Origin of the sequence: Oscillatoria sp. FACHB-1406 (genome assembly GCF_014698145.1) — a bacterium.
Lineage (GTDB): Bacteria > Cyanobacteriota > Cyanobacteriia > Cyanobacteriales > Spirulinaceae > FACHB-1406.
Genome location: NZ_JACJSM010000002.1, coordinates 102,729 through 127,350 on the forward strand (window position 1 = coordinate 102,729; position 24,622 = coordinate 127,350).

The following is a 24,622-nucleotide window of genomic DNA, read 5'->3' on the forward strand; positions in this document are numbered from 1 at the left end:
CCCAGGCATTGCCTGGGTTTTTCGTTTTTATAATTTTTACAATCTTCACCATGAATCAATACAACGTTTACGGTCTCGGCAATGCTTTGGTTGATATGGAGTATGAAGTCACTCCTGAAAAGTTGCAAGAACTTAACATCGATAAAGGCGTAATGACCTTGATGGATGAAGAGCGCCAACATCACGTCCTCGAACGATTAGATGGACATTTTTGCAAGCAAAGTTGTGGCGGTTCGGCGGCAAACACAATGGTTGCTATTAGTCAATTCGGCGGCAAAAGTTTTTATTCTTGTAAAGTCGCTGACGACGAAACCGGTTCCTTTTATTTAAAAGATTTATTGGGCTGGGGCATAGAAACAAATTTACAAACCCAGGAACGAGAGAATGGTATTACGGGAAAATGTTTGGTGATGGTAACGCCCGATGCCGATCGCACGATGAATACCTTCCTCGGGATTACCAGCACCCTCGCACCGACGGAATTAATTCCTGAAGCCCTACAAGCCTCCGATTACCTCTATTTAGAAGGATATTTAGTTAGTTCGCCGACCGCAAAAGAAGCTGCAATTCGAGCTAGAGAGATCGCGCGATCGGCAGGCGTAAAAGTTTCGCTGTCGCTCTCCGACCCCAACATGGTTGAATTTTTCAAACCCGGCTTATTAGAAATGATCGATTCTGGTTTAGACCTAATTTTTGCCAATGAAAGCGAAGCCTTGAAGATGGCAGACAGCGAAAACTTAGAGGACGCGATCGCGCATTTTAAACAAATCGCCAAGAACTTCACCATTACTCGCGGTGCGAAAGGTTCTTTAGTTTATGACGGGCAAGAACTATTAGAAATTGCGCCGACAAAAGTAGATGCGATCGATACCGTTGGTGCGGGAGATATGTATGCAGGCGCTTTTCTTTACGGCATTACCCACGGCATGAACTATACCGAAGCAGGAACTTTAGCATCTGCTGCATCCGCTAAAGTTGTCACCTGTTTCGGGCCGCGTTTGACCCTCGAGGAAATTCAAGCCCTCAAGGGATAGAGCGCGATCGACAGAGGATTACCAAAATTTTGGGTCTAGAGCTACGTCCTTACTTCGACAAGCTCAGCAACCATCTAGGACGGCTTTTCTAGCTCTGTGCTAGCATGGATTACGTCAGATACAGCGACGTAACTATGTTGGTGTTCGAGGCAAAACTTGAGGGATTGAAAGAACAGTATGGCAAGCTTGATGATGCTATTCGTACTGCTCGTTTCGTCCGCAATTCTTGCCTGAGATACTGGATGGATAACCGCGACATCGGACGATACGATTTGAGCGCATATTGTGCTGTATTAGCCAAAGAGTTTGATTGGGCATCCAAGCTGAATTCGATGGCTCGACAAGCTAGCGCAGAACGTGCTTGGTCTGCAATAGCTAGATTCTTTGACAACTGCAAGAAAAACAAACCTCAGAAAGGATATCCACGTTTCAAGAAAGAACAGACACACGGTTCTGTTGAGTACAAAACAACGGGCTGGAAACTTTCTGATTGCCGTAGATATATTACTTTCAGCGATGGTTTTGGAGCGGGAACTTTTAAAATGTGGGGAACCCGCGACTTGCACTTCTATCCGTTAAAGCAAATCAAACGAGTCAGGGTTGTTCGTCGTGCTGATGGCTACTACACGCAGTTTTGTATCGACCAAGAGCGACTCGAAAAAAGAGAACCGACATCTAAAACTATTGGGTTGGATGTCGGGCTGACTCATTTTTATACCGATAGCGACGGGCATAAGGTTGAAAACCCAAGACATCTGAGAAAAAGTGAAAAGTCTCTCAAGCGTCTCTCTCGTCGGATGTCTAAGACTCAAAAAGGGTCGAAAAATCGAGCTAAGTTGAGAAATAAACTGGCAAGAAAGCACCTCAAAGTAAGCAGGCAGCGTAAAGATTTTGTCGTGAAGTTGGCAAGATGCGTAGTCCAGTCTAACGACTTGGTAGCTTATGAGGATTTGAAGGTGCGTAATCTGGTCAGAAATCGGCATCTGGCTAAATCGATTAGCGATGCAGCTTGGACAGCTTTTCGGACTTGGATGGAGTATTTTGGTAAGGTTTTTGGTGTGGTCACTGTCGCTGTGCCACCTCACTACACCAGCCAAAATTGCTCTCATTGCGGCCAAGTTGTCAAAAAAACTCTTAGTGTCAGAACTCACATTTGTCATCATTGTGGGCATACGCAAGATAGAGATTGGAATGCTGCGAGAAACATACTCTTAAAAGGATTAAGTACGGTGGGACACATCGGAACTCACGCCTCTGGAGACATCGACCTCTGCTTTGGTGAGGAAACTTCTCAAAGTAAGCCGAGTCGTGGAAAGAGGAAATCCAAGAAGTGATTCTTGGAATCCCCATGCCGACTGGCTGGGGAGGATGTCAACATAGGGGTTAATTGCTGAAGGCTTGAAGTTGCGACAAAGAATCTTTTTCGTCGATCGAAAATTCAATTTACAAGCAGAGGTAGCAACTTAACCCTACCAACTCATCTTCATCGGCAATCCAGGTCGAAAATCTACTTGTTTCCCCTGCACTTCTCCATCAAACCCAAGCTCGATACAGTATTCAACCCCTACCCGCAGTTGTATTCGATCGGTATCGACAACTGCTTGGAGTTCGGATGATAAATGACGTGCAGCAGGACTAACCAACGCTACACGAGTTATTTCGCGCAAACCAAGCGGGTGATTCAAAGGTTGTAACTTTTCAACAGGGTATCGATCTGGACGCTGAGCGAATGGAGTCTGGAATAGCATAGGTTCGGTCAACACATCGCTATTCTTTGCGACATCGATACTCAAGGTTTGAGGTAAATAAGGCGGATGATAGGGCCAACTCGAAAATGCAACGGTGTCACCCGAACCCTCAACCGGACGCAGACAAATCCCAAACGGACAGACACCATCATTTCGATTTTTCCATCGTTCCCAAAGACGAGTGGGACGAATTAGCTCGGATTTCGCCTCTTCTGAATTATGAACCCACAATAACTCCAACATGGCGTTGTGGAAAAAGAAGCGGCGATTGACTGTTCCCTGTCCGGGATGCGTATTAGAGGATCCTTCCACCAAACCGAGGGATACTAGCCGCTCGGCTTCGCCAGCGCCAATGTCAGTACAGATAAAGAGATGGTCTAATTCAAATGCCATAGCTACAAAGCCATCCTTCGTTGACATCCTCAACTTCTCAAGTTTAGTGAAACCAGCATACAAGCCTTAAGTATCGCTAATATTAGCGACTCAAGCCATCTGAGATGACATTTTTGGTGATAATCACTATAATATTTAGTTAAAGTCACCATAATTAATTCTATGTCACCTTCTGTAAGCCGCGAAGCGTTACCTCACAAGCATTCCCCAGCGAGTGCGATCGCTCGCACCCTCCCTGCCGAGTTGAACCTCGCCCCAGAAGATTGCAGCCTCCTCACGGATCTCTATCAACTCACGATGAGTGCCTGCTACGTCGGCGAAGGACTGGCAGAAAAGCGCGCTAGCTTTGAGTTATTCGTCCGCAGATTGCCCGAGAGTTTTGGCTATCTGATTGCGATGGGCCTCGAACAAGCTCTTGACTATTTAAATAATTTGTGCATTAGTGCCGATCGGATTGCGGCGTTGCAAGCAACCGGAATCTTCGATCGCGCCCCCGCTAATTTTTGGACGTTACTCGCCTCGGGAGGCTTTACCGGCGATGTTTGGGCAGTTCCCGAAGGAACGGCAGTCTTTGCCAACGAACCTCTCCTACGGGTTGAAGCTCCCTTGTGGCAAGCGCAATGGGTAGAAACTTACCTGCTTAACGCGATTAACTACCAAACCCTCATTGCGACTAAGGCTGCCCGAATGCGCGATATTGCAGGATCGGAGGCGCACCTGCTCGAATTTGGCACGCGCCGCGCTTTTAGTCCGCAAGGGGCGCTGTGGGCGGCGAGAGCGGCGCTAGCGGGCGGTTTGGATGCGACTTCCAACGTGCTGGCGGCGTTGAAGTTGGGGCAGAAACCGGCAGGAACGATGGCTCATGCTTTGGTGATGGCGTTTAATGCGGTGGCGGGGAGTGAAGATGAGGCGTTTGCGGCTTTTGGGCGTTATTTCCCCGGCGCGCCCCTGTTAATTGATACCTACGATACGGTTGCGGCAGCCGAACGTCTGGCAAAACAGAAGCAGGAGGTGAAGGGGGTGCGTTTGGATTCGGGCGATTTAGTGGAATTGTCGAAAAAAGTGCGATCGCTGTTACCGGAAGCGACAATTTTTGCCAGCGGCGATCTCGATGAGTGGGAGATTGCGCGCTTGAAAGCGGAAGGTGCTTGCATCGACGGTTATGGAATCGGGACTAAATTAGTTACGGGGAGTCCGGTTAATGGGGTTTATAAGTTGGTGGAGATTGAGGGGATGCCAACAATGAAGCAGGCGAGCGGTAAAATGACGTATCCCGGCTGCAAGCAGGTGTTTCGGGGGGAAGGACGCGATCGCTTGGGTTTGGCTTCGGAAGCACCAGAAGCGGGCGAACGGGCGTTGTTGCAACAGGTGATGGCAAAGGGAGAACGACTGTATGCTTGTGAAAGTATAGCGGAAATTCGCGATCGCGCCCTCTCCTCTGTCGCCAGTCTGCCGCCCCACGCTCGCCAACTCAACAATCCGACTCCGGTTGAGGTGGAAATTTCCCCGCAATTGCAGCAATTAACCGATCGCGTTCGCGACAGATTAATGAATAATGAATAGTGAATTAGTGGAATGGTACTAACTTAAAGTGGGGGCGCTTCTGCTTATACGACCTATCTAAAACTCTTAATCTTTCTTGATTTTTCGTTATCCATTATCCATTATCCATTATCCATTATCCATTATCCATTATCCATTATTACAGTGACTCAAATTGCTTTATTTGGAACCAGCGCCGATCCGCCTACTGAAGGTCATAAAGCGATTTTACGATGGCTTAGCGATCGCTACGATTTAGTTGCAGTTTGGGCATCGGATAATCCCTTAAAATCGCAACAAACACCCCTCGATCGTCGCACGACGATGCTGCAACTGCTACTGCTCGAACTGACGACTCCGCGTCAAAATATCAACCTCCATCAGGAATTAAGCAGCCCCAGAGCGATCGAAACCATTGAACAAGCGAGGGAAAAATGGGGAGATAGCGTAGAATTGATTTTCACCCTCGGAGCGGATTTAGTCGTGCAATTACCGCGTTGGTATCGCGCCCGAGACTTTTTGCAACAAGTCGAGCTACTCATTGTACCGCGCCAAGGATATGCGATCGCGCCCGAAAGCTTGCAACAGTTAGAACATTTGGGGGGAAAATATAAGATCGCAGATTTCACACCGCCTCCGGTATCTTCTACCGCCTACCGCGATCGTACCCAGATTGCCGCCATTCCCGCCGCGATCGAAGACTACATTCATCAAGAGCAGTTATACGCATGGCAGAAAGCAGCATCAACTCGCTAAATCCCAAACAAATCGCTGACTTTAAAGTAGGAGTCGATCATGTCATTTTCTCGGTCGATACTCAAGCCAATCGTCTCCTCGTGCTTCTCGTCAAACGGCCCATCGAACCCTTCGTCGGTTCCTGGAGTTTGCCTGGAACTTTAGTTAGAATTGGAGAATCTTTAGAAGATGCCGCCCACCGTATTTTAGCCGAACGAATCCGCGCTCATAACCTCTACTTCGAGCAACTTTATACTTTTGGTAATCCCGGACGGGATCCTCGAGAATCTCCCGATAGTTTCGGCGTGCGCTACTTATCCGTTAGCTACTTTGCGCTCGCCCGCTTTGAAGAAGTCGAACCGATCGCCCGCGAAGCGAGTACGACAGCTTGGTATCCTCTCAAAGACGTTCCCCAACTCGCCTTCGATCACAATAAAATTCTTGATTATGGATATCATCGCTTGCGTAACAAACTCGAATACAGCCCCATTGCGTTTGATGTTCTGCCTGAATTTTTTACACTCAACGATGTCTACCAACTCTACAGTACCATTCTCGGCGAAAACTTCTCAGATTATTCCAACTTTCGCGCCCGCTTGCTAAAATTAGGAATTCTCGCCAGTACCCGACAAAAAGCCTCGCGTGGTGCGGGTCGTCCCGCTACTTTATATCGTTTTGATGCTGAAGCTTTCGAGCCATTGAAAGATAAACCTTTAGTCTTCATTTAACCGACAAGTTATGGCTGTTCTTTATCAAGACCAATACCTCGTTTGCGAAGACGAATTCATCACTCTATACTGGTATTATTTTCCGATTGGGGATAAGTGCATTCCTTACTCAAAAATTCGGAGCGTTCGAGAAGAGTCTATAAACTTTTTGAGCGGTTCCGGAAGAGTTTGGGGTATGGGCTTTACGCCAGAATGGTATCCCTTCGATCCCAAGCGTCCTTGGAAAACCAAATGTATTGTCATTGATGATGGTGAATGGGTAAAAACAGTTATTACACCGGAAAATAACGAACGAGTTCTTGAAATTTTGCAACAGAAGAGGATAGGTTTAAATCAATGCTAAAAATCGCAATTGCACAGCTTAATCCAACTATTGGTTTCCTCAGCAAGAACGCAGAAAATATCCTAGAAGCAGCAAAAGTTGCGGAAAAAGAGGGCGTTCGTTTGTTGCTGACTCCAGAACTCTCTTTATGTGGGTATCCGCCGCGAGATTTATTGTTTAATCCAGGTTTCATCGATAAAACTTCGCAGCAATTAGCTGCCCTCGCCCAGAAGTTACCGCCCGCTGTTGCCGTTTTAGTGGGAACGCTCGATGTGAATCACAATGCCGCTGCTAAAGGAGAAAAACCGCTTTACAATAGCATTGCGCTCTTAGAAGGGGGTCAAGTTCAAAAAATCTTCCATAAACGCTTGTTACCGACCTATGATGTCTTCGATGAAGATCGTTATTTTGAATCGGGCCGCCAGAGTAACTTTTTCAGTCTTGATGTTCAAGTTGCTGCTCGTTCCTATATTAAAATAGGAGTGACGGTTTGCGAAGATTTATGGAACGATGAAGGGTTTTGGGGGCAGCGGAATTACGAAGCGAATCCCATCCAAGACTTGGTAACGCAAGGCGTTGATTTAATCGTCAATCTTTCGGCTTCTCCCTATAGCGTCCACAAGCAGCAGTTGCGAGAAGCTATGCTCGGGTATAGCGCGACTCGCTACCGCGTCCCGATTATTTATGCCAACCAAGTGGGCGGAAACGACGATTTAATTTTTGATGGCAGTAGTTTTGCGATCGCGCGTACCGGACAAACCATCGCCCGAATGCAAGCCTTTAAAACCGATTTTGCTATCCTTGAATACAACCTCGAAAAACGAGATTTAAAGGAAACTGCGCTCCTTCCGTTAATCGAAAGCGAAAACGAAGAAATTTGGCAAGCCTTAGTGTTAGGCGTGCGCGACTACACCCATAAATGCGGATTCTCTAAAGTTGTACTGGGATTGAGCGGTGGTATCGATTCCGCCCTCGTAGCTGCGATTGCTGCTGCTGCGTTAGGCAAAGAGAATGTATTGGGAGTTATAATGCCCTCTCCTTACAGTTCCGAGCATTCCATTAGCGACGCGATCGCGCTAGCTCGCAACCTCGGAATTCAAACCCAAAAACTGCCGATCGCCGACTTAATGAAAGCCTACGATCTCGGCTTAGAAACGCTCTTTGCCGAAACGGAATTTGGCATTGCCGAAGAAAATTTGCAATCGCGAATTCGGGGCAACATATTAATGGCGATCGCCAATAAATTTAACTACCTCCTACTCTCCACCGGCAATAAATCCGAAATCGCCGTTGGTTATTGTACCCTTTACGGCGACATGAACGGCGGATTAGCCGTTATCGCCGATGTCCCCAAAACGCGAGTTTATTCCCTCTGTCGCTGGTTAAATCGTCGCGGCGAAACGATCCCAGCCCATATATTAAGCAAACCCCCCAGCGCCGAACTCAAACCGGGACAACTCGATCGCGATTCCTTACCGCCCTACGAAGTTCTCGACGATATTTTAGAGCGGATGTTACATCGACACGAAGGAAGCGATCGCATTATCGCCGCCGGTGCCGATCCCGAAACCGTTAACAAAGTCGCCCACCTCGTCGCCCGCGCCGAATTCAAACGCCGTCAAGCGCCTCCGGGACTCAAAATTACCGATCGCGCCTTTGGAACGGGTTGGCGGATGCCGATTGCCTGTCGGTTTTCCTAATTTTCCGGATAAAAAACAATCGAATCATTCAAGGGTTCTAACGTCGTTCCGGGGAAGTAAAATTGCAGGATTTGGGCTGAAGTCCAGCCCAATTTTGCCAGATTGTAAGAACCGTACTGACTCATCCCCGCACCGTGTCCGAAACCGCCGCCTACGAAGCGATAACCTTTAAGCGATTTGTCCGCATCGAGAATCGGATCGACGTAAAATAAGGAGCTTCGCGGCGGTTCAAAGGCACTTCTCGCTTCAGTTTTATGCAGTTGCACTATTCCCTTATCGGTTTTAACGTCCATCTCGAGAATATGACCGGAGAGCGATCGCTCTTTCACTTGAATCGCATCAATACGACTAACCGGATTGAAAGGATGTTGGATGCGGTCTAAATAACGGTTAAAATCGGCGATAACTTCAGGCAGCGTTCGCGAGCGATCCCAACGGAAAAGATTTGCTTCGCTACCGTTAAACCCGGTTTTTAAACTCAAGAAGCGGCGGAGATTTTTTTCATCAGAAAGGGGCGATTTCGTCAAGTCCCAAACTGCCGTTGGAGCGTCAATTTTACCTTGCAGGTAAGGTCTCTCTTCCCCATCCCAAATATCGTTAAATTTTGCCGTTACACCGCCGCTATTGGCTGAATACAGAGCATCGATCAGTTCGTTGTTGTAGGTGAGAACCTGCCCTCGGGTAGCAGCGATAGCGCGATCGGTACTTTCTGCCGTTCCCGTTAAACCTCGGTAAACTTGACAGTGAACGGTCGCGCATAATTGATAATTATCCGCTTTAAATCGGCGCAAATTTCTTAACGCATAAGTGCGGGCTAAAATGGTTTGCGCCTCAATGGAAGCATAGGGAGAGCTAGCGCCAATTTCATGGGGAACGACCCCCCGCAAATAAGTTTCCAATGGGACGCGATTCACCAGCGTAAAATCGCCGTAAGCATTCGGTTGAATTTTTAAACTTCCGCCATAAGTATAAGCATTTTTTCCGTCTGCTCCTTCACTCACTCGAACGGCATTCTTAGCACTCGTGATTTCAATCTCATTGCGAGTATACCGATATCCATTGACCGCAAAAGAAACTTGCGGAATTTCTTTAACAACTTCGCTTTTTAAATAAGGAGAAGTTTCTCCCTTTGCTTTTAAATCTTCTAATAACAAGCGCCGCAACAAAGGCGTTGAATAAACATCGCGCTTCGCCCAAACTTGCCAGCGGGCGGGCTGCGTTATTTCCACTTCAATATTTTTCTCGCGCCATTGCTTGGCGCTCGCCTCTGCTGTTTCAAAAGTCGCGTGGTCGCTCAAAACGATCCATTCTTTTAAGTAAGGTTCGGCTTGAGGCTGCGGTTTGATTTCTAATTTTACCGTTTTAGTCGCGATCGTTTGCGATTGAGAATTCCCCGCTAAAAACTCGAGCCTTAATGTATCTCCTTCCGTACTCGACAGCGTTAACAAATCAGTTGGCTCGTCGCCAAAGCGTTGCACCACTCCCACTTGAAGTTCTAGAGCTTCAGGTTTTCCAGTCAGCGAAACGGTCACTCCCCACAAAATCAAGAGGGGAAAAGCCGATAAAAGCGGGAAAAATCTACGCTCAAAAGAGCGCGGCTTGGCTTTCATTTTCAAGTTTGGGAAGATGCTATTGCGAACCATTGTGAGAGAGGAGGAGCAATAAGGAAATAAGCGTGTTGCTAGGGCTAGCTAGTTTGACAATTGTACGCGTATTTTAACATTTTAGCTTGATCGGCACGGTCTTTTGGGGCTGTAGGACGGGAGGGCGAGCATTCAGTTAGCGTTCAAAATTACGGAAATGACCTTAACAACCCACTTTTGATTTTTAATTCCGCGAAGCAGCCGGGGTAGCTTGGGATTACAGCGATGTAGTGGCGCTATCTGTGCTGTATTGATTCTTTCTTCTGTCCGTTGAAACCGTACTTTGAAATTAATCTTAACAAACGGAGGGGATAATAGAGCGGGAACAGAAATTGAGGCAGCGAAATCCACTCTAAATCTCTTTCATTTGGGGGAAGCACCATTTTGACGAGGAAATGTAATTTATTGCCGAGTCCGCTTTGTAGCTTCCAAGCAAAGTAGGCGAGGTGAGTGGGTTTTAACCGAGCCGAACAAGTCTCAAAAAGCTGCTGGCGGATGGACGGATAATAGTTGCGGAGGTGGGGATGCTGGTTGAGTTCTAAATAAGCTAACTTGGGGAGCGGTGCTTGCAAGAGTTCTCCGGCTAAATAAAGACCGAGTAACACGGCATCTAAGCAATTGGCTTGTCGCGACTTCTCGAACAGTTCTTGCCAGTCGAGATCGGGAAACGTGCAGATCAGTTCGGAAATATCGCAGATGCGTTGTAGGTACGCCCAGCCTTCTTTTGTCCCATTAATACAGAGGACGAGTAGGGAGTTTTCTGGCGATAAAACTGGGACGCGATGACCGGCAATGATTAAGAAACGATCGGTTTGAAGGAGTTCGGCGAGGGACAGGTTGAAGGAGAAAAAGGGGGGAGAAATTCCCCAATGTAAATCAATGCTGACCTGAAGTTTTTCGTTAAAAAAGTCTTGTTCGTAATTCGTACTCAGTCTAAGTTGCTGTTGGCGGTGTTCGAGGGAGGGCTTCGTGCGATAGCCTGCTGCTTCTAAGATTTCTCGAGCGCTGAAAAAGTCTTTGCGATCGATGAGAAGATCGATATCGTGAAAACGCCGCAGGGCAATATTTTTATACAGGGTTGCAGCTAAAACAGAACCTTTAAAGGGAACGGCAATTATGTTTCGCTCCTGAAATTTTTTGAGGATTTTAATGAGTTGTGAGGTCAAAAAAAGGTTCTGTTGAAGTGTGTTTGCAAACTCGACAGATAGCTGCTCGATAATCTCGGCGGGTACGGTTTGCGGGCAGGTAGTTTTCAGTTGCCAATAGAGCAGAGGAGTAAGGCTGTGCCATTGCGCAGTGGCGAGCAGGTATTGCCAATCAAGTTTGCTTTCAACTAATTGACGGATTTGCGCTTTGCAAGCGGGAGTAAGTTGAGTGCGAGCGCAGCAGAGCAGCAGTTCGAGTTCTGGAGGCATTAAGGATCGAATTTTATCTGATGGGAGAATATCATAACGCCCGTATAAATTTTAAATTTGTAGACTGAGGTATCGGGCAGTACGTTCCCGATCGCGCGTTCAATCGCCGCTGACATGAACGACTATTTCTCGGTGATGCGCGCGAGTCCGATGTTCCCAAAGATACACGCCCTGCCAAGTTCCTAAGACTAAACGCCCGTTTGAGATTGGGATTTGCTCGGAGGTTTTAGTGAGGGCGGAGCGAATGTGAGCGGGCATATCGTCAGGCCCCTCCGCATCGTGGATATAGCTTCTACCGTCTTCGGGGACGAGTTTGGCAAAAAAGTTGGCTAAGTCTTTGAGAACGTCGGGATCGGCGTTTTCCTGAATGATGAGGGAGGCGGAAGTATGGCGGACGAAAACGGTGCAAAGTCCGGTTTGAATTGCGGATTTGCTGACGACTTCCCGAATCGGGGAAGTGATGGGATGGATGGATTTTCCTTGAGTTTGAAGGCGGATAATTTGTTGGTAGTGAGACACGGGTAATAATTGATAATGGACAATGGACAATGGATAATGAAGGGTTGTTAATAATGGATAATGGACAATGGATAATGAAGGGTTGTTAATAATGAATAATGAAAGATTTTGAGTAATGGATAATGGACAATGAAGGGTTGCGAAGGCGGAGAGGGAAACTCATTAGTCGTCATTTCGCACTCATGGTTATTAGATTTTATCATTTGACCTGCTAAACTTAAAGGTAAAGAAAGAAGCGGGGGACGCTCTAATGCTACAATCAGAAATTCAAAATCTTCCCAGCAGTTCCGAACTGCCCTGTTCGGACGATACTCCCGTGGATAACGAAGAACAAAATTTTATCCCCAACTTCCTACTATTTCTCCTCGAATATATTTGGGGAGAGCGCCAAGATTGGTTTTTTGGCGTGGATATGGCTGTTTACCACACGACGGGTAAGAATGTCAGAGTACCGATTATCCCCGACGGATTCTTAGCTTTGGGTGTCGAACGGCGCAAAGGTGGGGAATCGCGCAGCAGTTATGTCATGTGGGAAGAAAACAATGTCGTCCCTATCCTCGCGCTTGAAGTTGTCTCCCAAACTCCTGGAGGAGAATACAGCCGTAAAGAAGCTCTTTATTCCCAGTTAGGGGTGCTGTATTACATTATCTATAATCCTCGGCAATTTGGAGGTGAGGGTCGTCGAATATTAGAAGTGTATAAGTTAGTTAATGGCCGATATAATTGGCAGACTCAAGAACCCGTATGGATGCCAGAAATTGGTTTAGGAATCGGCAGGGGCATCCGTAATTCTGGGGGAGTTAAAAGAGAGGTTTTATATTGGTTCGACGAGCAAGGGAATCGCTATGCCGATACGGAGGAGGAGTTGACAATCGCCCAACAACGGGCGAGAGAGGAACGACAACAGCGAGAACAAGAACAACAGTTGCGGGAATTAGCTCAACGACAAGCTCAACTCGAACGAGAACGAGCAGAAGTAGAACGACAGTTGCGAGAGGTGGCGCAACAACAAGCCGAACGGGAACGCCAACAACGAGAGGTGGCGCAACAACAAGCCGAACAGGAACGCCAGCAACGAGAGGTGGCGCAACAACAAGTCGAACGGGAACGAGAACTGCGCGAACAACTGCAACGAGAACTGGAACGCTACCGCCAGCAACTCGGCGATTTACCCGAATCCTAAATTCAGTAATATCAAGCTAAAATCAAAATTTTTACTGAGCGCCGATGGTGACAAATTGCCCGAAAACGCCGACGGTGGTAAAGCTTCGGTTGAAGAGTTCGGTTTTGTAGGTGCTGAAGAAGAGGTAATTTTGTTGTTCGGTTTTGGAGGCGATCGCGTTTTTTAGGGTATCTCTCCCAAATAGTCCGCTACCGGGTGCAACACTGCCTTTACACGCTTGCTGAAATTGCGCGGCAACTTGTTTGGGAAGGTTGGGATAGTCGCACACTTTCGCTAAAGCGTAGTTAGCGTAATCGTCTTTGCTGGGGTTGGTCGCGAGTAATGCGCCACCGATCGCGAGGGGAATAGCGGTTATTATCAGTGCGAGCGTTGTTTTTAATTTAGATTTGCGTTTGACTTGCTCTGTCATAAATTTCTCAACTTATTTTTTCAAGATTCAAGTTTTTTCTGGCGATTTAATAGGAGAACGAGTAGTTTTTGGGGACTGAGGAGAGGAGAAAGGAGCAGTAGAATAAACGGTAAACTCGTTCCCAACAAAAGAGTATTGAGTTGGGGGTTGCGAAATCCGATACTCGTCATTAGTCCGGCACTGCTTCCCAATCCGATCGCGCTTGATAAGAGTAACGCGCTCGATATTTTACCCCTTCCGCGCCGCACTAATTGGGAAAAAATTCTGGCGATTCCCCAACTCCAACCCACCGCTGCTGCTGCTGTTAAACGCGATAAATCTTTAGCGGTACTGCGTCCGAGAGGGGGGATTTCTTCACTCGTGCCTCTCGAGGGCATTAAAAATCCGAGCAAACCGCCAGCCCCTAAAATCGCGACGATGGTAACTACACCAAAGTTCAGTCCGATTCCGGTGAGGGCAAAGGATGCGATCGCCACAAGCAATAACAGTCCCGCCGATTCTTCGTCGAGATTGGCGGGGGGGGGAGCCGTCTCGATTTGCAGCGTCAAACAGTAGGTTTCGGGCTGGGAATCGGCTTGCAGGAGGATTTTTCGTTCGTAAGTCGTTGCAGCGGGTAAAGCCTCTGTATTAACAGTAATTTGCAGTTCGTCTTCGTGGGGAACTGCAACGAGCCAATCGCGATCGCTTTGCGGTACGATTTGCCAGTTGGCGGCGCGATCGGGAAGGGCAATTACAGCCAGTAGTCGTTCGCCAACTCGCTCGGCTTTCAGGGCGATTAGGTCAGGACTGAGCGAGATCGCGGGCAAAACTGAAAGCGGTGCAAGGCTCTCTTTTGCAGTCTTTGCATCCGGATAGCGGCTGTTTGCATCGGGTTCGATTAGCTTTTGCAACCCAGCGACGAATTCGGGGTTGAGGTGTGGGAGTAGCGCGATCGCGTCGATGCGAAATTGACTATCTGCCAATTCGCCCATTTGAGAAGATTTCCTCCCCGTTAATCGGCAAATTAATGTCACTCCTAAACTGTAGAGATCGGCCGCTTTAGTGAGGGGGCGACCGAGCAATTGTTCGGGGGGCATAAATCCGGGGGTTCCAGCAATGCAACTGCTAGCCGCGATCGCTTCGCCATCTTCTGCCCTCGCCAAACCAAAGTCCACTAAATAAACATTTAAATCCTCATCGACTAAGATATTTTCGGGCTTTAAATCTCGGTGAACGATGGGCGGATTTTGCGATTGTAAATAAGCTAAAATCTCTAAGATTTTGAGCGCTAGGTTTTTAATTTCATTTTCTTCAAGAACGCGAAAATTAGCCAGCGGTCGCGCCTGTTTATATTCTTGTACTAAACACAAGCCATTCCCCGAATCAAAACTGTCTAAATAGCGGGGAATTCCTGGATGGTCTAACGTTTGAAGTACGGCAATTTCTCTCTCGATCGCTTGATAATCCGACCAGTTCCCCCGCTCAGTTGCAAATCGAAATTGCTTGACAATGACTAGATTTTGTGTATTTAATTGCAGCGCTCGATAAGTCGTTCGACCGCCTTGGAAGTTGCGATCGAGTTGTTCGATAACTTGATAACCTAGGCTAGTAAAATCGGGGAACTCGTTCATCGCGTCGCGCGGTTGATTAGGACACTTTCATTTGTTGGGTAAACTTGACTAGATTTTCCAATAATAGAGGGTTGATTCTTCCGGAATGGGCAAGGAAATTGTTTTTTGGGGTTGCCAATCGCCAAAGTCAAAATCGAGAGAAACGAGGCGCGCTCCGGGTTGAAGTTGGTTTAAAAGTCGGGGAAGCAGTTTGAGGTTGAGGTGAGGGAGTAGGTAGATAAAAACAACGGTGGCATCGCTAAAGTCGCATTCAAATAAATCTTGTTCTCGAAATTCGACGCGATCGCTAACGCCCGCAGCGATCGCCTTTTCCCGTCCAGAACGCGATCGCTGCGGATCGATATCGATACCGACACCGTGCGTTCCGAACAACTCAGCGGCGCGAATGAGGATGCGTCCGTCACCGCAACCGAGATCGTAGAGAATATCCTGCGAATTCACTTCAGCAAGTTCTAAAAAAGCTGCGATCGCGGCTTCGGGCGTTGGGATAAAACCAATATCGGGCGGGCGTTGTTTCACGGACAAGCGATTAAATTTTGACCTTAACTAGCTTCCGTTTTTGCGTTAGTTTGTGGCTTTTCTTCTGCCTCCGTTCGACCCGAACGCTTATTTCTGCGCTGGATTTCGCTCCGTTGGGCTTCGACTATCGTCGGACGCTTAGGACGACGAAAGCCATAAGACTGGCGCTTGCGTTGCGGTTGAGCTTGCTTTTCGGGTTCGCCGCTATTCCACCCCCGCCAAATCCAAGCTATCGCCACACCCGCAGTCACCGCGATCGCTAAACGAGCGCCAACGGAGTATCCCAACAGCCAAAAGGCAATAAAGAAGCTCAAAGCTGCCAAAACACCGACTATTGTTGCCAAAAATTGAATACTTTGCTTCATCGCGCTATTTCAATTTGGACGAGCCGAGACCCATAACCCTATTGTATCGCAGGGGATTCCGGGAAGATCGCCCCTCAAGCAGAGACTCACCTCGAATTTGTCGCCAAAGTTCAACCGTATAAGCTCAGGCGGTCTTTTTCATACCGAGCTTTGCTGATGGTTTTGGGCAAAACGCCGACTAAACGGGCGAAAGCTTCGTCCGGGAGTTGAGCGGCGGTTTTAGCGTCAAACCAATTTTCAAATTGATTGAGAATCATTTTGGCACGCTGCATCGGTTCGTCGCGATCGGTAATTTGCTTGATCAGGCGAACCCATTGCCGCCGGATTAAGTACGCGCGTTCTCTATCTTTAGAATTTTCAGGTTTTATTAAAGATAAATCTCCGACGGGCAATACTGAGGTCGCATCGTCATCGAATAAACTGCCGATAGCGGCACCGGGACCGGCAAAGTCGGCGTGGTAGTTTTTGTAGATAATCAGGCCGTTACGACGGCGACTGTTCACTACTAATAATTCTCGAGCTTGCAGGCGAAGAACAATAGCCTCGGAATTAGGCTGCGGTTCTGTATTCTGCTTGAATTTGTTGTGCGTCATGCCGTTTGTCTTGCTTGAAACATCGATCTCGCGGATCCTGCTGACAGACATTATTGTTAAACGTTGAGTCGAAACAAGAAGGTTTTGTTAAATTCATGCAATCTATTCTTTAATTCGTCGGCTACGTTACGCAATCCCGATCTTGCCAGAAAATGTTTAAAAAACGGATGCACTACGCTCTCATTCCTATTATTTTAGCTCAAGCGGCGATTCAACCCTTTAAAAAGGGCCGAGCGAGGAAGTAACTCGCGATCGATTTACCATCGATAATATCTGCCGATCGCGCTTTTTCTTCAAACTCTTCGGGACTCATCAGCACGACTTCGATATCTTCGTCGTCATCTTGTGCGGGAGGGCGTTCGAGTTTTTCTAAATCTCGGGCGAGGAAGGCGTAAATATACTCATCGGAATATCCCGGCGCGATCGGGAATCGTCCTAAATCTTGCCATTGCTTGGCTCGATAGCCGGTTTCTTCTTCGATTTCGCGCTGAATGGTAGAAAGGGGGGACTCGCCCGCTTCAACCGTACCGGCGGGAAATTCTAAAAGTCGTCCTTGCAGGGCAAAACGGTATTGGCGCACCAGCACTAATTGACCGTCAGCGGTGAAGGGTACGCCGAGGGAACCGCCGGGATGACGAATGCACTCCCAATCGCCTTCCGCTCCGTTGGGAAGGCGCAGGCGATTGACATCGAAGTTAAATTTGCGCCCGCGATAGAAGAGACGCTGCTGGAGAATTTTGGGGGGTTCGGGGATAGCGGACATAGAACGGTGAAGGAAGAGATGGACTCCTGAACAGTCTACCGCTTCGAGTAATTGCGCGGTCGTCTCTCCGGAAATGGGTTCCTTCCAATCGGGGGCAATTTCAGCGAGGGGAACGAGAACGAAGGCGCGTTCTTTCATGCGCGGATGCGGGATTTGTAGGGCGGGTGTATCGAGGATGCGATCGCCGAATAGTAATAAATCTAAATCTAAGGTGCGCGGTCCCCATCGTTCCCGACGCACTCGCCCGAATTGGCGTTCGACGGCCAGCAAGGTTTCAAGCAGGGCGGTGGGGGAACAGCGAACTTCGAGCAGCGCGCAACCATTAATATAGTCGGGTTGGGGCGGCCCGATGGGGGCGGTTTTATACCAACTGGAACGCGCGACAACGGCGATGGCTTCGTGCTGGTTTAATTTCGCGATCGCGCTTTCTAAGATGGCTAACGAATTTTCTAAATTACTCCCCAAACCAATAGCGCATTTCATCTGCAACTCTGCCCTCAATTGTTCGTACCCTTCCCGCAATTCTCCTGCCCTCTCGCCTCCAGCGGGTGCAATTGCTTCTCTTCCACCCAAGCGCTGCGATACTTGCAATCTCTTCATTTTTAATTTTTAATTTTTAATTTCCCCGCAGGCGATCGATACTTTCTTCCCAATTGACTCCATCGAAGGGTTCGATCTCAAACTCGCTCGTAAGGTCTTCATCGAAGCAACGGAGATTAACATCAATGGCATCGGGATGCGATCGCGGTCTGTAAAAAGAATGAATTCCACAATTACGGCAGAAGGTATGCCGAGCAATTCCCGTGTTAAACCGATAGGTCGATAGCATTTGAGCGCCTTGAAGTAAAGTAAATCGCGCTTCGGGAACGATGACATGAATAAAACCTTTTTTGCGACAAATCGAGCAATTACACTCGATCGCTTCCTTTCGTTCTAGGGCGACCCGGAAGCGAACTGCTCCGCAGTGACATCCCCCTTCATAAGTTTGAACCGCTTCTAACATTTATCTGTTCTCAGGTCTCAACATTCTATCCGAGACTGACTGCTCCCGGCCGCCAACATCCCCTCAAAAAAATTCGCGATCGCTTCAAAACCGACCGGCAGGGCGCGACTTGCCGAGTTAAACCACAAAACTTGTTTCTTCCCCTTGGGCCGCTTGCCAACTCCGAGCATCATAATACAATTCGGCAAGAGTAATACTGTATAGAGATTCTTTAAGTTTTTGGTGAAGTCGCTGCCACAAACAGTACGTTACCCAATCTTCCGCTTGGGTGACATCGGGGGTATAGCTCGGCAGTGGCTCGATCGTTTCTCCGACAGCAGCAAGGATTTGTCCCAGGCTAATTTTAGCGGGTTCGGCTGCCAGTTGATATCCCCCCCGAGCGCCGCGCACCGAACGAACTAACCCAGCACGACGCATTTCAATCAGGAGCTTTTCAAGGTAAGGAGCGGGCAGGTTTTGGCGGGATGCGATCGCTACCGCCGAAGTCGGACTTTGGCGAGGTTGCAGACTTAAATCGAGTAAAGCCTTGACGCTGTAATGTCCGCGATTGGTGAGTTTCATCTTTTTGCCTTCCCTCGCTCTAGTCCGATAATTATCCCTGAATTTATTGTGACCGATTTTCCGTTCGCACTAGACAATAATTTAAAGGAGTTTAAACTCATATTGACTTGCGGGGTGTAATATAGTTTGATAAGAAAGTGAATCGAACCCAGACTTGGGAACGATTCGTCCTCATTCCCCGTTATGGGTTTGGCAATGAATGCCGAATGAGCTATCGTTTAGACTCGATATTTAAGGGAAGTTGATGAACAAAAAGAAAAAAAGTGACCCCGTACCCTTGACCGGGGAAGAACTCGTTGAAAAAGTCCGCGAGCTAGGAAACCTGAGTAAAGAAGAAAAGGCGAAAGCTTGCGGCTACTTTACCGTTACGAAAAACGGCATCGAACGAGTCAACATGATGAAGTTCCTGAACGCACTCATTGATGCGGAGGGAATTGAATTAGACAGCACGTCTAACGGCCACGGACGCGGGGGACGTTCTGCGAGCTATCGCATCAGCGTTCAGTCGAACGGCAACCTTCTTATTGGCTCGGCTTACACCAAAAAAATGGGGTTAGAACCGGGAGATGAATTTGAAATTACCCTAGGACGGAAGCACATTCATCTCAAGCAAGTCGGTCAGGACGATGCCGACATTGACGAAGAGGAATAAGATATTGAGGATTTGGGAATTCAGCGCTCGCTCGCGCCGGAGAGGCGATGGAAGGCACGGTCTTTTACTCGCCTAGATTAATACTGCACGCATCGATAATTGAGCGCTCGAAATGAATTAAACCTCAAGCTATGAGTCGTATCGTCTCTTGATAAGTTGTTTTGAGGAAATCTGAGAGAACGACGGGCTTAACGATCGCTTCGGAATCCTAAATCCAAAATTTCCAATCTCGAGTCCAATCGGGAGAAGCAACGAGCAATAACAGCGAGATGTAAAGTCCCCAAAATAGCAGGACGGCAAATTGTCGATCTTGACGCTCTAGCAAAGCGGCAACGACGGCCAGGGTAAAAGCAATTGAGGCAAAGGGGACAATCGTACTTGCATCGGCTCCCCAACGCCCTGCTAAATAGCTACAAAATCCAGTAACGCCGAGCGCTGTGGCAATCGCAGCCCTCGTCCAACTGCAAGGATACCGTCGGAATTCCGACGGCGCATAAGCTTCGGTCAAAGCCACTCCTCCCGCGATCGCGAGCGCTGGATATAGCGGCATTAAAGAGATCGGAAAATGCGCGGCGATTAAAGGAACGAACAGCAGGTAAAAACTGCACCAAACCCCTAGCAGTTTCGTCCAACTCCAGGGGCGGTTGGCGCGCGCGAGTTGCAATCCCGACCAACAAAAAGGCAATTGGGGTAACGAGGCGATCGCAGCCCCAAAAACCGCACTCGGGCTAAGGATTTTGGGGGCAATGGCAGCGCCAAAGCCCGCATTACCCCATCCGAGCCAACCCGCCAGGAACCAAGCCAGTGCGGGCGCAATTCCGAGCGCGACTCCAGCCCCAACGTAACGCGATCGCAACAACCGGGGCGTATCCCAAGCCCAAAAAACCAGCACCATCGCCGCCCCAACCGCACCGCTTGCCGGTTGGACTAGCGCCAGCAACCCCAATCCCATCCCTAGCGCCCAACTCCAACGCCCATCCCGGCGACAGCGCAGGGCGCACCATACCGCAAGCAGCATCAAGCCCAGTACCGGGCCATCCAACATCGCCAATCGTCCGTGGCGCACTACTGGCCAAAAGGATAGATAAATTAAAGCGGCAAACCCCGCAGGAAGCCGAGTGGGGAACGCTTCGCGCGCCAAAGCATATAAAAGCGGCACCGAAACTGCCCCCAATAACGCCCCGAACGCGCGCGTCATCGCCGGGTTGGTTTCCCCCCAACGATAGAATAGCGCTACCGTACCGTGCGCGATCGGTGAATAACCCGTCAAAAACTGACCGTTTTGCGTGGGAAATAACCATCCCCACTCCCAATTTTCTGCCCGTAAAATGGTTCGAGCAATTTGCGCTACGGTTTCTTCTTCGCCCCGCGTTAAAGGAGGGGTATCGAGGTTTAAACCGAAGAGTAACAGGGCGGCTAAAAATAATCCCAACAGCCAGAATTTATCCCATCGATCGCGATCGCGTTGAGATTGCCAGCCGGTTCGAGTAAAGAGCGATCGATTCATTAAAACAGCCTAACGAATTTCGTACCCAAATAAATTGGGGTCAACTTCCTGCACATTCAATTCCCCCAATCCATACTCCGCCCAACGGCGCGTTACCATCGCCGCCACATCGGGATCGGACTCTAAAACTTCCCCCCATTCGTGTTGGGTTTCCGGAGGAATTTTCGTCGTCGCATCGATTCCCATGCGCCCACCCAAACCGATTTTTTCGCTGGCAAAGTCGAGGGTATCGAAGGGAGTATCGGGCAGGATAAAGACATCGCGAGACGGATCGACTTTTGAACTCAGCGCCCAAACCACTTGACGCGGATCTCGGATGTTAATGGTTTTATCGACAACGATGACGAATTTAGTATAGGTGAATTGGGGAAGGGCGCTCCAAAAGGCGAGGGCAGCGCGGCGGGCTTGACCGGGGTAAGCTTTATCGATGGAGATAATCGCCGCTTTGTAGCTGAGGGCTTCCATTGGTAGGAAGAAATCGACGATTTCGCTGACTTGTTGCCGGAGGATGGGTGTATAGATGCGGTTGAGGGCAATTGCCATCATCGCTTCTTCTTTGGGCGGACGACCGCTAAAAGTAGTTAAATAAATGGGGTCTTTGCGGTGCGTCATGCAGTGGAAGCGAATCAGGGGCGAGTCTTCTACGCCGCCGTAATAGCCCATATGATCGCCGAAAGGGCCGTCGGGTAATATTTCACCGGGGGTAATCGTACCTTCGAGGACGAATTCTGAGTCGGCAGGAACTTCGAGATCGAGGGTTTTACATTTAGCCAGTTGTACGCCAGAACCGCCGTAGAGTCCGGCGAACAGCCATTCGGAGAGATCGACGGGGATGGGGGTGGCAGCCGCCATGATGATGAGAGGATCGACTCCAAGCGCGATCGCGATTTCTAATTTCTTACCGTTTTCGGCCGCCTTGCGCAAGTGTCTCGCCCCGCCTCGCACCGATAGCCAATGTACGGTCATGGTATTGTGCGATTGCAGTTGCAAGCGATATACACCGACGTTGGGCGTTCCGGTTTCGCAGTCTTTGGTAATGACGAGTCCGAGGGTGATAATTTTACCGGCATCGCCGGGATAGGGACGGATGAGGGGAAGTTTGTTGAGATCGAGTTCCTCATCTTTAACGATGACTTGTTGGCAGGCGGGGAAGAAGTCGCGTCCGGGTTTGGCTTTGACGACATCGAATAGAACTTTACCGAAATCGACAACTTGAGAGAGTTTTTTGGGGGGTTTGGGTTGTTGGAGGAGGGCGAGTTTTTTACCTAAATCTTCGAGTTCTTCCGGGCGTTCCATATTCATTGCCCAGCAGATGCGTTCGACGGTTCCCATCAGATTGACGGCGACGGGGAAGGATGCGCCCTTGACATTTTCAAATAAAAGTGCAGGGCCTCCGGCTTGTAACATTCGGTTGGAAATTTCAGCAATTTCTAAGTCAGAATCGACTAGAGTATTAATTCTCCGAAGTTGTCCTCGTTCTTCGAGTCGTTTGATGAATCCCCGCAAGTCGCGTGCCATAATCTTTAAGATTTATTAAGCCTTTAAGTTATATTGTACGATATCGGCTCGTTGGAGTGGCGCTGCGATTTGTTAAATCTGCTTCGTTATTTACTGCTCGCGATCGCTTATTTCGGGTTAGCCTTGGGGAGAATTCCCGGTTTTCGCCTCAATCGCGCGACGATTGCGTTAGTTGCTGCGGCGGGCGCGATCGCGCTTTCGATTCTCAGTTTAAAAGAAGCGTGGGACGCGATCGATGCTAACACGATTGTTTTCCTGTTAAGCATGACAATCGTTAACGCGCATTTGGGTTATTCGGGTTTCTTTCATTTTGCGATCGCGTTTCTCGTTCGCCATGCCAAAAGTCCCTTCGGTTTGCTCGTTATTCTCACCTTTGGTAGCGGAATTCTTTCAGCATTTTTCCTCAACGATACCATCGCCCTAATTTGTACCCCCTTAATCCTACAACTAACAGTATCCTTAAACCTCAACCCCATTCCTTACCTCTTAGCCCTCGCCGCCGCCACAAATATTGGTTCTGTTGCCACCCTTAGCGGCAATCCCCAAAATATTCTCATCGGCTCTTTTTCCCAAATCAGCTATATCGAATTCTCGCGCGCTCTTACCCCCATCGCCCTCATCGGACTCGCCATACAAATCATTCTTTTATGCCTTTTATATCCTGAAGTTCGCTCCTTTAAATCCCTTCCACCCTTATCCTCCCAAAATCATCACATTTATCGACCGCTATTCTACAAAACCTTAACCGTTACCATTCTACTCTTAATCGCTTTTATTTTAGGCTATCCCTTGGGTGAATCTTCCCTCGTTGCAGCGGCTGCCCTCTTAGTAACGCGCCGACTTAAACCCGAACGAGTTCTCAAACAAGTCGATTGGAACTTACTCGTTATGTTTTCCGGCTTATTCGTTCTCGCGGAAGCCACCCAAAAATTAAATATACTGCAAATCTTTACCCCTTTCTTCAGTCATTCGAGCGGCATCTTCAGCACCGTCGTTCTACTCTCCAACCTCATCTCCAACGTTCCCGCTGTTCTGCTGCTACAACCGCTAATTTTGCCTAAAAATACCCAAGCTTGGCTGCTGCTAGCTGCCGGTTCCACTCTTGCGGGAAATTTAACCTTATTTGGCTCCGTCGCTAACCTCATTGTCGTAGAAGCTGCGGCAAAAAAAGGATATACATTAACCTTCTTCGAGCATTTACGGTTAGGCTTACCGCTGACAGCAATTACTCTCGCGATCGCGTATTTCTTTATCCTGCACTCCTAAAAAATAATAGCAGCCGTAGGGTGCGTTATACCAGATTGATGTGAAGCTGCATAGAATGAAAAGTAGGGTGTGTTAGCGAAGCGTAACGCACCGCTATTCCGAAAATTTAGGAGAGTTAATTCTAGGCAACGTAATCTTAAATTGGTATTAGTGAAGCGTAACGCACCATTATGTGTACGGGTACTTCAGAGTCATATAATCTATGCAAAGTTATATAAAATTGGTATAATCTAGAAAGAATAGTTAATGAGTCCCGCTCTAATAAAAGGCGAAAACACTCATGCTCGATAGATCTATTCCTTTTGAGTTTCATCTGACAACGATTGACCTGCCCCTTAGTCGTCAAACTGAATTTATCCATTTTTGTTCCGCAAACGGGGCTAAAGCCTTAACCATCGAACTCGCACGAGGCGAACATCTCAAACAACCGATGTTAACCCAAGAAATTATTGCCAATGACCTCAATTTTGTTTTTTTCGTAGCAACAGAACTATCAAATCTTCTAACAGCGCAAAACTTCCCGATCGCGCGGCTTAAAATTGAAATCCCGTCCTCTCATTCCGAACTATTTCAAGATAGCGTTTCAACCTTTGAGCGATATTTTGAATGGCATGGCAAAATCGATTACACTCAAGTTGAAAAATTACATTTCCTCTGCGAAAGCCATCAAGTACATTTATCGCGGAACTCATTAGCCGGAGAACCGAAGACTCGCTTTATAACCTTACGAGAGTTTGGCAGTAAAAGCCAATTTGAAAACAGAATTGCAGCCCTACTCGGAGAACTCCAATCGGGCGGATGGAGCTTGTTGAAACAAATATCCGAGTATTGCGTTTACGACAATAATAAATTTTTAGATAACGGTTGGCTTCCTCAGTAATTTCTCAAACAATC

General features: G+C 48.2%; 25 protein-coding genes and 1 pseudogene. 11 read left to right on the top strand and 15 right to left on the bottom strand.

The features are described from left to right. Positions 1-50: 50 nt before the first annotated feature. Together H6G50_RS03020 and H6G50_RS03025 are read left to right on the top strand one after the other, a co-directional pair. A complete protein-coding gene (locus tag H6G50_RS03020; protein WP_190713186.1) occupies positions 51-1,034 on the top strand; it encodes an adenosine kinase in 984 nt (327 codons plus the stop codon). Between the two features lie 134 nt (positions 1,035-1,168). Further along, positions 1,169-2,368 (top strand): RNA-guided endonuclease TnpB family protein, encoded by a 1,200-nt coding sequence (locus H6G50_RS03025; RefSeq protein WP_190713592.1) that lies wholly within the window; start codon positions 1,169-1,171, stop codon positions 2,366-2,368. Between the two features lie 135 nt (positions 2,369-2,503). On the opposite strand, the gene H6G50_RS03030 is transcribed toward H6G50_RS03025, so the two are convergent. After that, positions 2,504-3,175, bottom strand: a complete 672-nt coding sequence (locus H6G50_RS03030) for a hypothetical protein (RefSeq protein ID WP_190713188.1) — start codon at positions 3,173-3,175, stop codon at positions 2,504-2,506. Positions 3,176-3,337: 162 nt separating this feature from the next. On the opposite strand from H6G50_RS03030, the gene H6G50_RS03035 reads away from it, so the two are divergent. From H6G50_RS03035 to H6G50_RS03055, 5 genes are all read left to right on the top strand, one after another. After that, positions 3,338-4,738, top strand: coding sequence for a nicotinate phosphoribosyltransferase (locus H6G50_RS03035; protein WP_190713190.1), 1,401 nt, complete (start codon positions 3,338-3,340; stop codon positions 4,736-4,738). A 144-nt stretch (positions 4,739-4,882) separates the two neighbouring features. Next, entirely contained in the window at positions 4,883-5,473 is a 591-nt protein-coding gene (locus H6G50_RS03040; protein WP_190713192.1) for a nicotinate-nucleotide adenylyltransferase, read from the top strand. Next, on the top strand, positions 5,446-6,180 hold the full coding sequence (locus H6G50_RS03045) for an NUDIX domain-containing protein (RefSeq protein ID WP_190713194.1): 735 nt from the start codon (positions 5,446-5,448) through the stop codon (positions 6,178-6,180). Before H6G50_RS03040 ends, H6G50_RS03045 begins: the two co-directional genes overlap by 28 nt. 10 nt (positions 6,181-6,190) lie before the next feature. Next, positions 6,191-6,523, top strand: a complete 333-nt coding sequence (locus H6G50_RS03050) for a hypothetical protein (protein WP_190713196.1) — start codon at positions 6,191-6,193, stop codon at positions 6,521-6,523. Next, the gene (locus tag H6G50_RS03055) at positions 6,517-8,202 is read left to right on the top strand and encodes an NAD+ synthase (RefSeq protein WP_190713198.1); all 1,686 of its coding nucleotides are present in this window, start codon (positions 6,517-6,519) and stop codon (positions 8,200-8,202) included. Before H6G50_RS03050 ends, H6G50_RS03055 begins: the two co-directional genes overlap by 7 nt. Here H6G50_RS03055 and H6G50_RS03060 read toward each other — a convergent pair. From H6G50_RS03060 to H6G50_RS03070, 3 genes are all read right to left on the bottom strand, one after another. Next, positions 8,199-9,812, bottom strand: coding sequence for a SpoIID/LytB domain-containing protein (locus H6G50_RS03060; RefSeq protein ID WP_190713200.1), 1,614 nt, complete (start codon positions 9,810-9,812; stop codon positions 8,199-8,201). The two genes, H6G50_RS03055 and H6G50_RS03060, sit on opposite strands and share 4 nt — an antisense overlap. A gap of 269 nt (positions 9,813-10,081) precedes the next feature. Further along, positions 10,082-11,260, bottom strand: coding sequence for a nucleotidyltransferase family protein (locus H6G50_RS03065; protein ID WP_190713202.1), 1,179 nt, complete (start codon positions 11,258-11,260; stop codon positions 10,082-10,084). A 99-nt stretch (positions 11,261-11,359) separates the two neighbouring features. Beyond that, a complete protein-coding gene (locus H6G50_RS03070) occupies positions 11,360-11,779 on the bottom strand; it encodes a secondary thiamine-phosphate synthase enzyme YjbQ (RefSeq protein WP_190713204.1) in 420 nt (139 codons plus the stop codon). A 250-nt stretch (positions 11,780-12,029) separates the two neighbouring features. Between H6G50_RS03070 and H6G50_RS03075 the strand changes: the two genes are divergently transcribed. Then, positions 12,030-12,962 (top strand): Uma2 family endonuclease, encoded by a 933-nt coding sequence (locus tag H6G50_RS03075; RefSeq protein WP_190713206.1) that lies wholly within the window; start codon positions 12,030-12,032, stop codon positions 12,960-12,962. Between the two features lie 31 nt (positions 12,963-12,993). On the opposite strand, the gene H6G50_RS03080 is transcribed toward H6G50_RS03075, so the two are convergent. From H6G50_RS03080 to H6G50_RS03115, 9 genes and pseudogenes are all read right to left on the bottom strand, one after another. Then, on the bottom strand, positions 12,994-13,371 hold the full coding sequence (locus H6G50_RS03080; RefSeq protein ID WP_190713208.1) for a DUF4359 domain-containing protein: 378 nt from the start codon (positions 13,369-13,371) through the stop codon (positions 12,994-12,996). Positions 13,372-13,391: 20 nt separating this feature from the next. Continuing rightward, positions 13,392-14,981 carry a serine/threonine-protein kinase gene (locus tag H6G50_RS03085; RefSeq protein WP_190713209.1) on the bottom strand — a complete coding sequence of 530 codons (1,590 nt, stop codon included), beginning with the start codon at positions 14,979-14,981 and terminating at the stop codon, positions 13,392-13,394. A 48-nt stretch (positions 14,982-15,029) separates the two neighbouring features. After that, a complete protein-coding gene (locus H6G50_RS03090; protein WP_190713211.1) occupies positions 15,030-15,500 on the bottom strand; it encodes a methyltransferase domain-containing protein in 471 nt (156 codons plus the stop codon). A 23-nt stretch (positions 15,501-15,523) separates the two neighbouring features. After that, on the bottom strand, positions 15,524-15,865 hold the full coding sequence (locus H6G50_RS03095; protein ID WP_190713213.1) for a hypothetical protein: 342 nt from the start codon (positions 15,863-15,865) through the stop codon (positions 15,524-15,526). Between the two features lie 110 nt (positions 15,866-15,975). Continuing rightward, positions 15,976-16,458 (bottom strand): hypothetical protein, encoded by a 483-nt coding sequence (locus tag H6G50_RS03100; RefSeq protein ID WP_190713594.1) that lies wholly within the window; start codon positions 16,456-16,458, stop codon positions 15,976-15,978. Positions 16,459-16,669: 211 nt separating this feature from the next. Beyond that, complete coding sequence (locus tag H6G50_RS23785; RefSeq protein ID WP_199302694.1) at positions 16,670-17,221, bottom strand: NUDIX hydrolase; 552 nt, start codon at positions 17,219-17,221, stop codon at positions 16,670-16,672. A 21-nt stretch (positions 17,222-17,242) separates the two neighbouring features. After that, positions 17,243-17,704 (bottom strand): annotated as a pseudogene (gene folK, locus H6G50_RS23790) (2-amino-4-hydroxy-6-hydroxymethyldihydropteridine diphosphokinase); the annotation flags it as partial. Between the two features lie 133 nt (positions 17,705-17,837). Further along, a complete protein-coding gene (locus H6G50_RS03110) occupies positions 17,838-18,224 on the bottom strand; it encodes a GFA family protein (protein ID WP_190713218.1) in 387 nt (128 codons plus the stop codon). A 117-nt stretch (positions 18,225-18,341) separates the two neighbouring features. Further along, entirely contained in the window at positions 18,342-18,785 is a 444-nt protein-coding gene (locus tag H6G50_RS03115) for an RrF2 family transcriptional regulator (RefSeq protein ID WP_190713220.1), read from the bottom strand. Between the two features lie 244 nt (positions 18,786-19,029). Here H6G50_RS03115 and H6G50_RS03120 point away from each other — a divergent pair, with 244 nt between their 5' ends. Further along, entirely contained in the window at positions 19,030-19,437 is a 408-nt protein-coding gene (locus H6G50_RS03120; protein ID WP_190713222.1) for an AbrB family transcriptional regulator, read from the top strand. Positions 19,438-19,645: 208 nt separating this feature from the next. On the opposite strand, the gene H6G50_RS03125 is transcribed toward H6G50_RS03120, so the two are convergent. Both H6G50_RS03125 and H6G50_RS03130 read right to left on the bottom strand, forming a co-directional pair. Further along, a complete protein-coding gene (locus tag H6G50_RS03125) occupies positions 19,646-20,944 on the bottom strand; it encodes a phospholipid carrier-dependent glycosyltransferase (RefSeq protein ID WP_190713224.1) in 1,299 nt (432 codons plus the stop codon). A 9-nt stretch (positions 20,945-20,953) separates the two neighbouring features. Continuing rightward, the gene (locus H6G50_RS03130; protein WP_190713226.1) at positions 20,954-22,462 is read right to left on the bottom strand and encodes a UbiD family decarboxylase; all 1,509 of its coding nucleotides are present in this window, start codon (positions 22,460-22,462) and stop codon (positions 20,954-20,956) included. Between the two features lie 33 nt (positions 22,463-22,495). On the opposite strand from H6G50_RS03130, the gene H6G50_RS03135 reads away from it, so the two are divergent. Further along, on the top strand, positions 22,496-23,728 hold the full coding sequence (locus tag H6G50_RS03135) for an anion transporter (protein ID WP_242032695.1): 1,233 nt from the start codon (positions 22,496-22,498) through the stop codon (positions 23,726-23,728). A 280-nt stretch (positions 23,729-24,008) separates the two neighbouring features. Beyond that, entirely contained in the window at positions 24,009-24,608 is a 600-nt protein-coding gene (locus tag H6G50_RS03140) for a hypothetical protein (RefSeq protein ID WP_190713228.1), read from the top strand. The last annotated feature ends 14 nt before the right edge of the window (positions 24,609-24,622 follow it).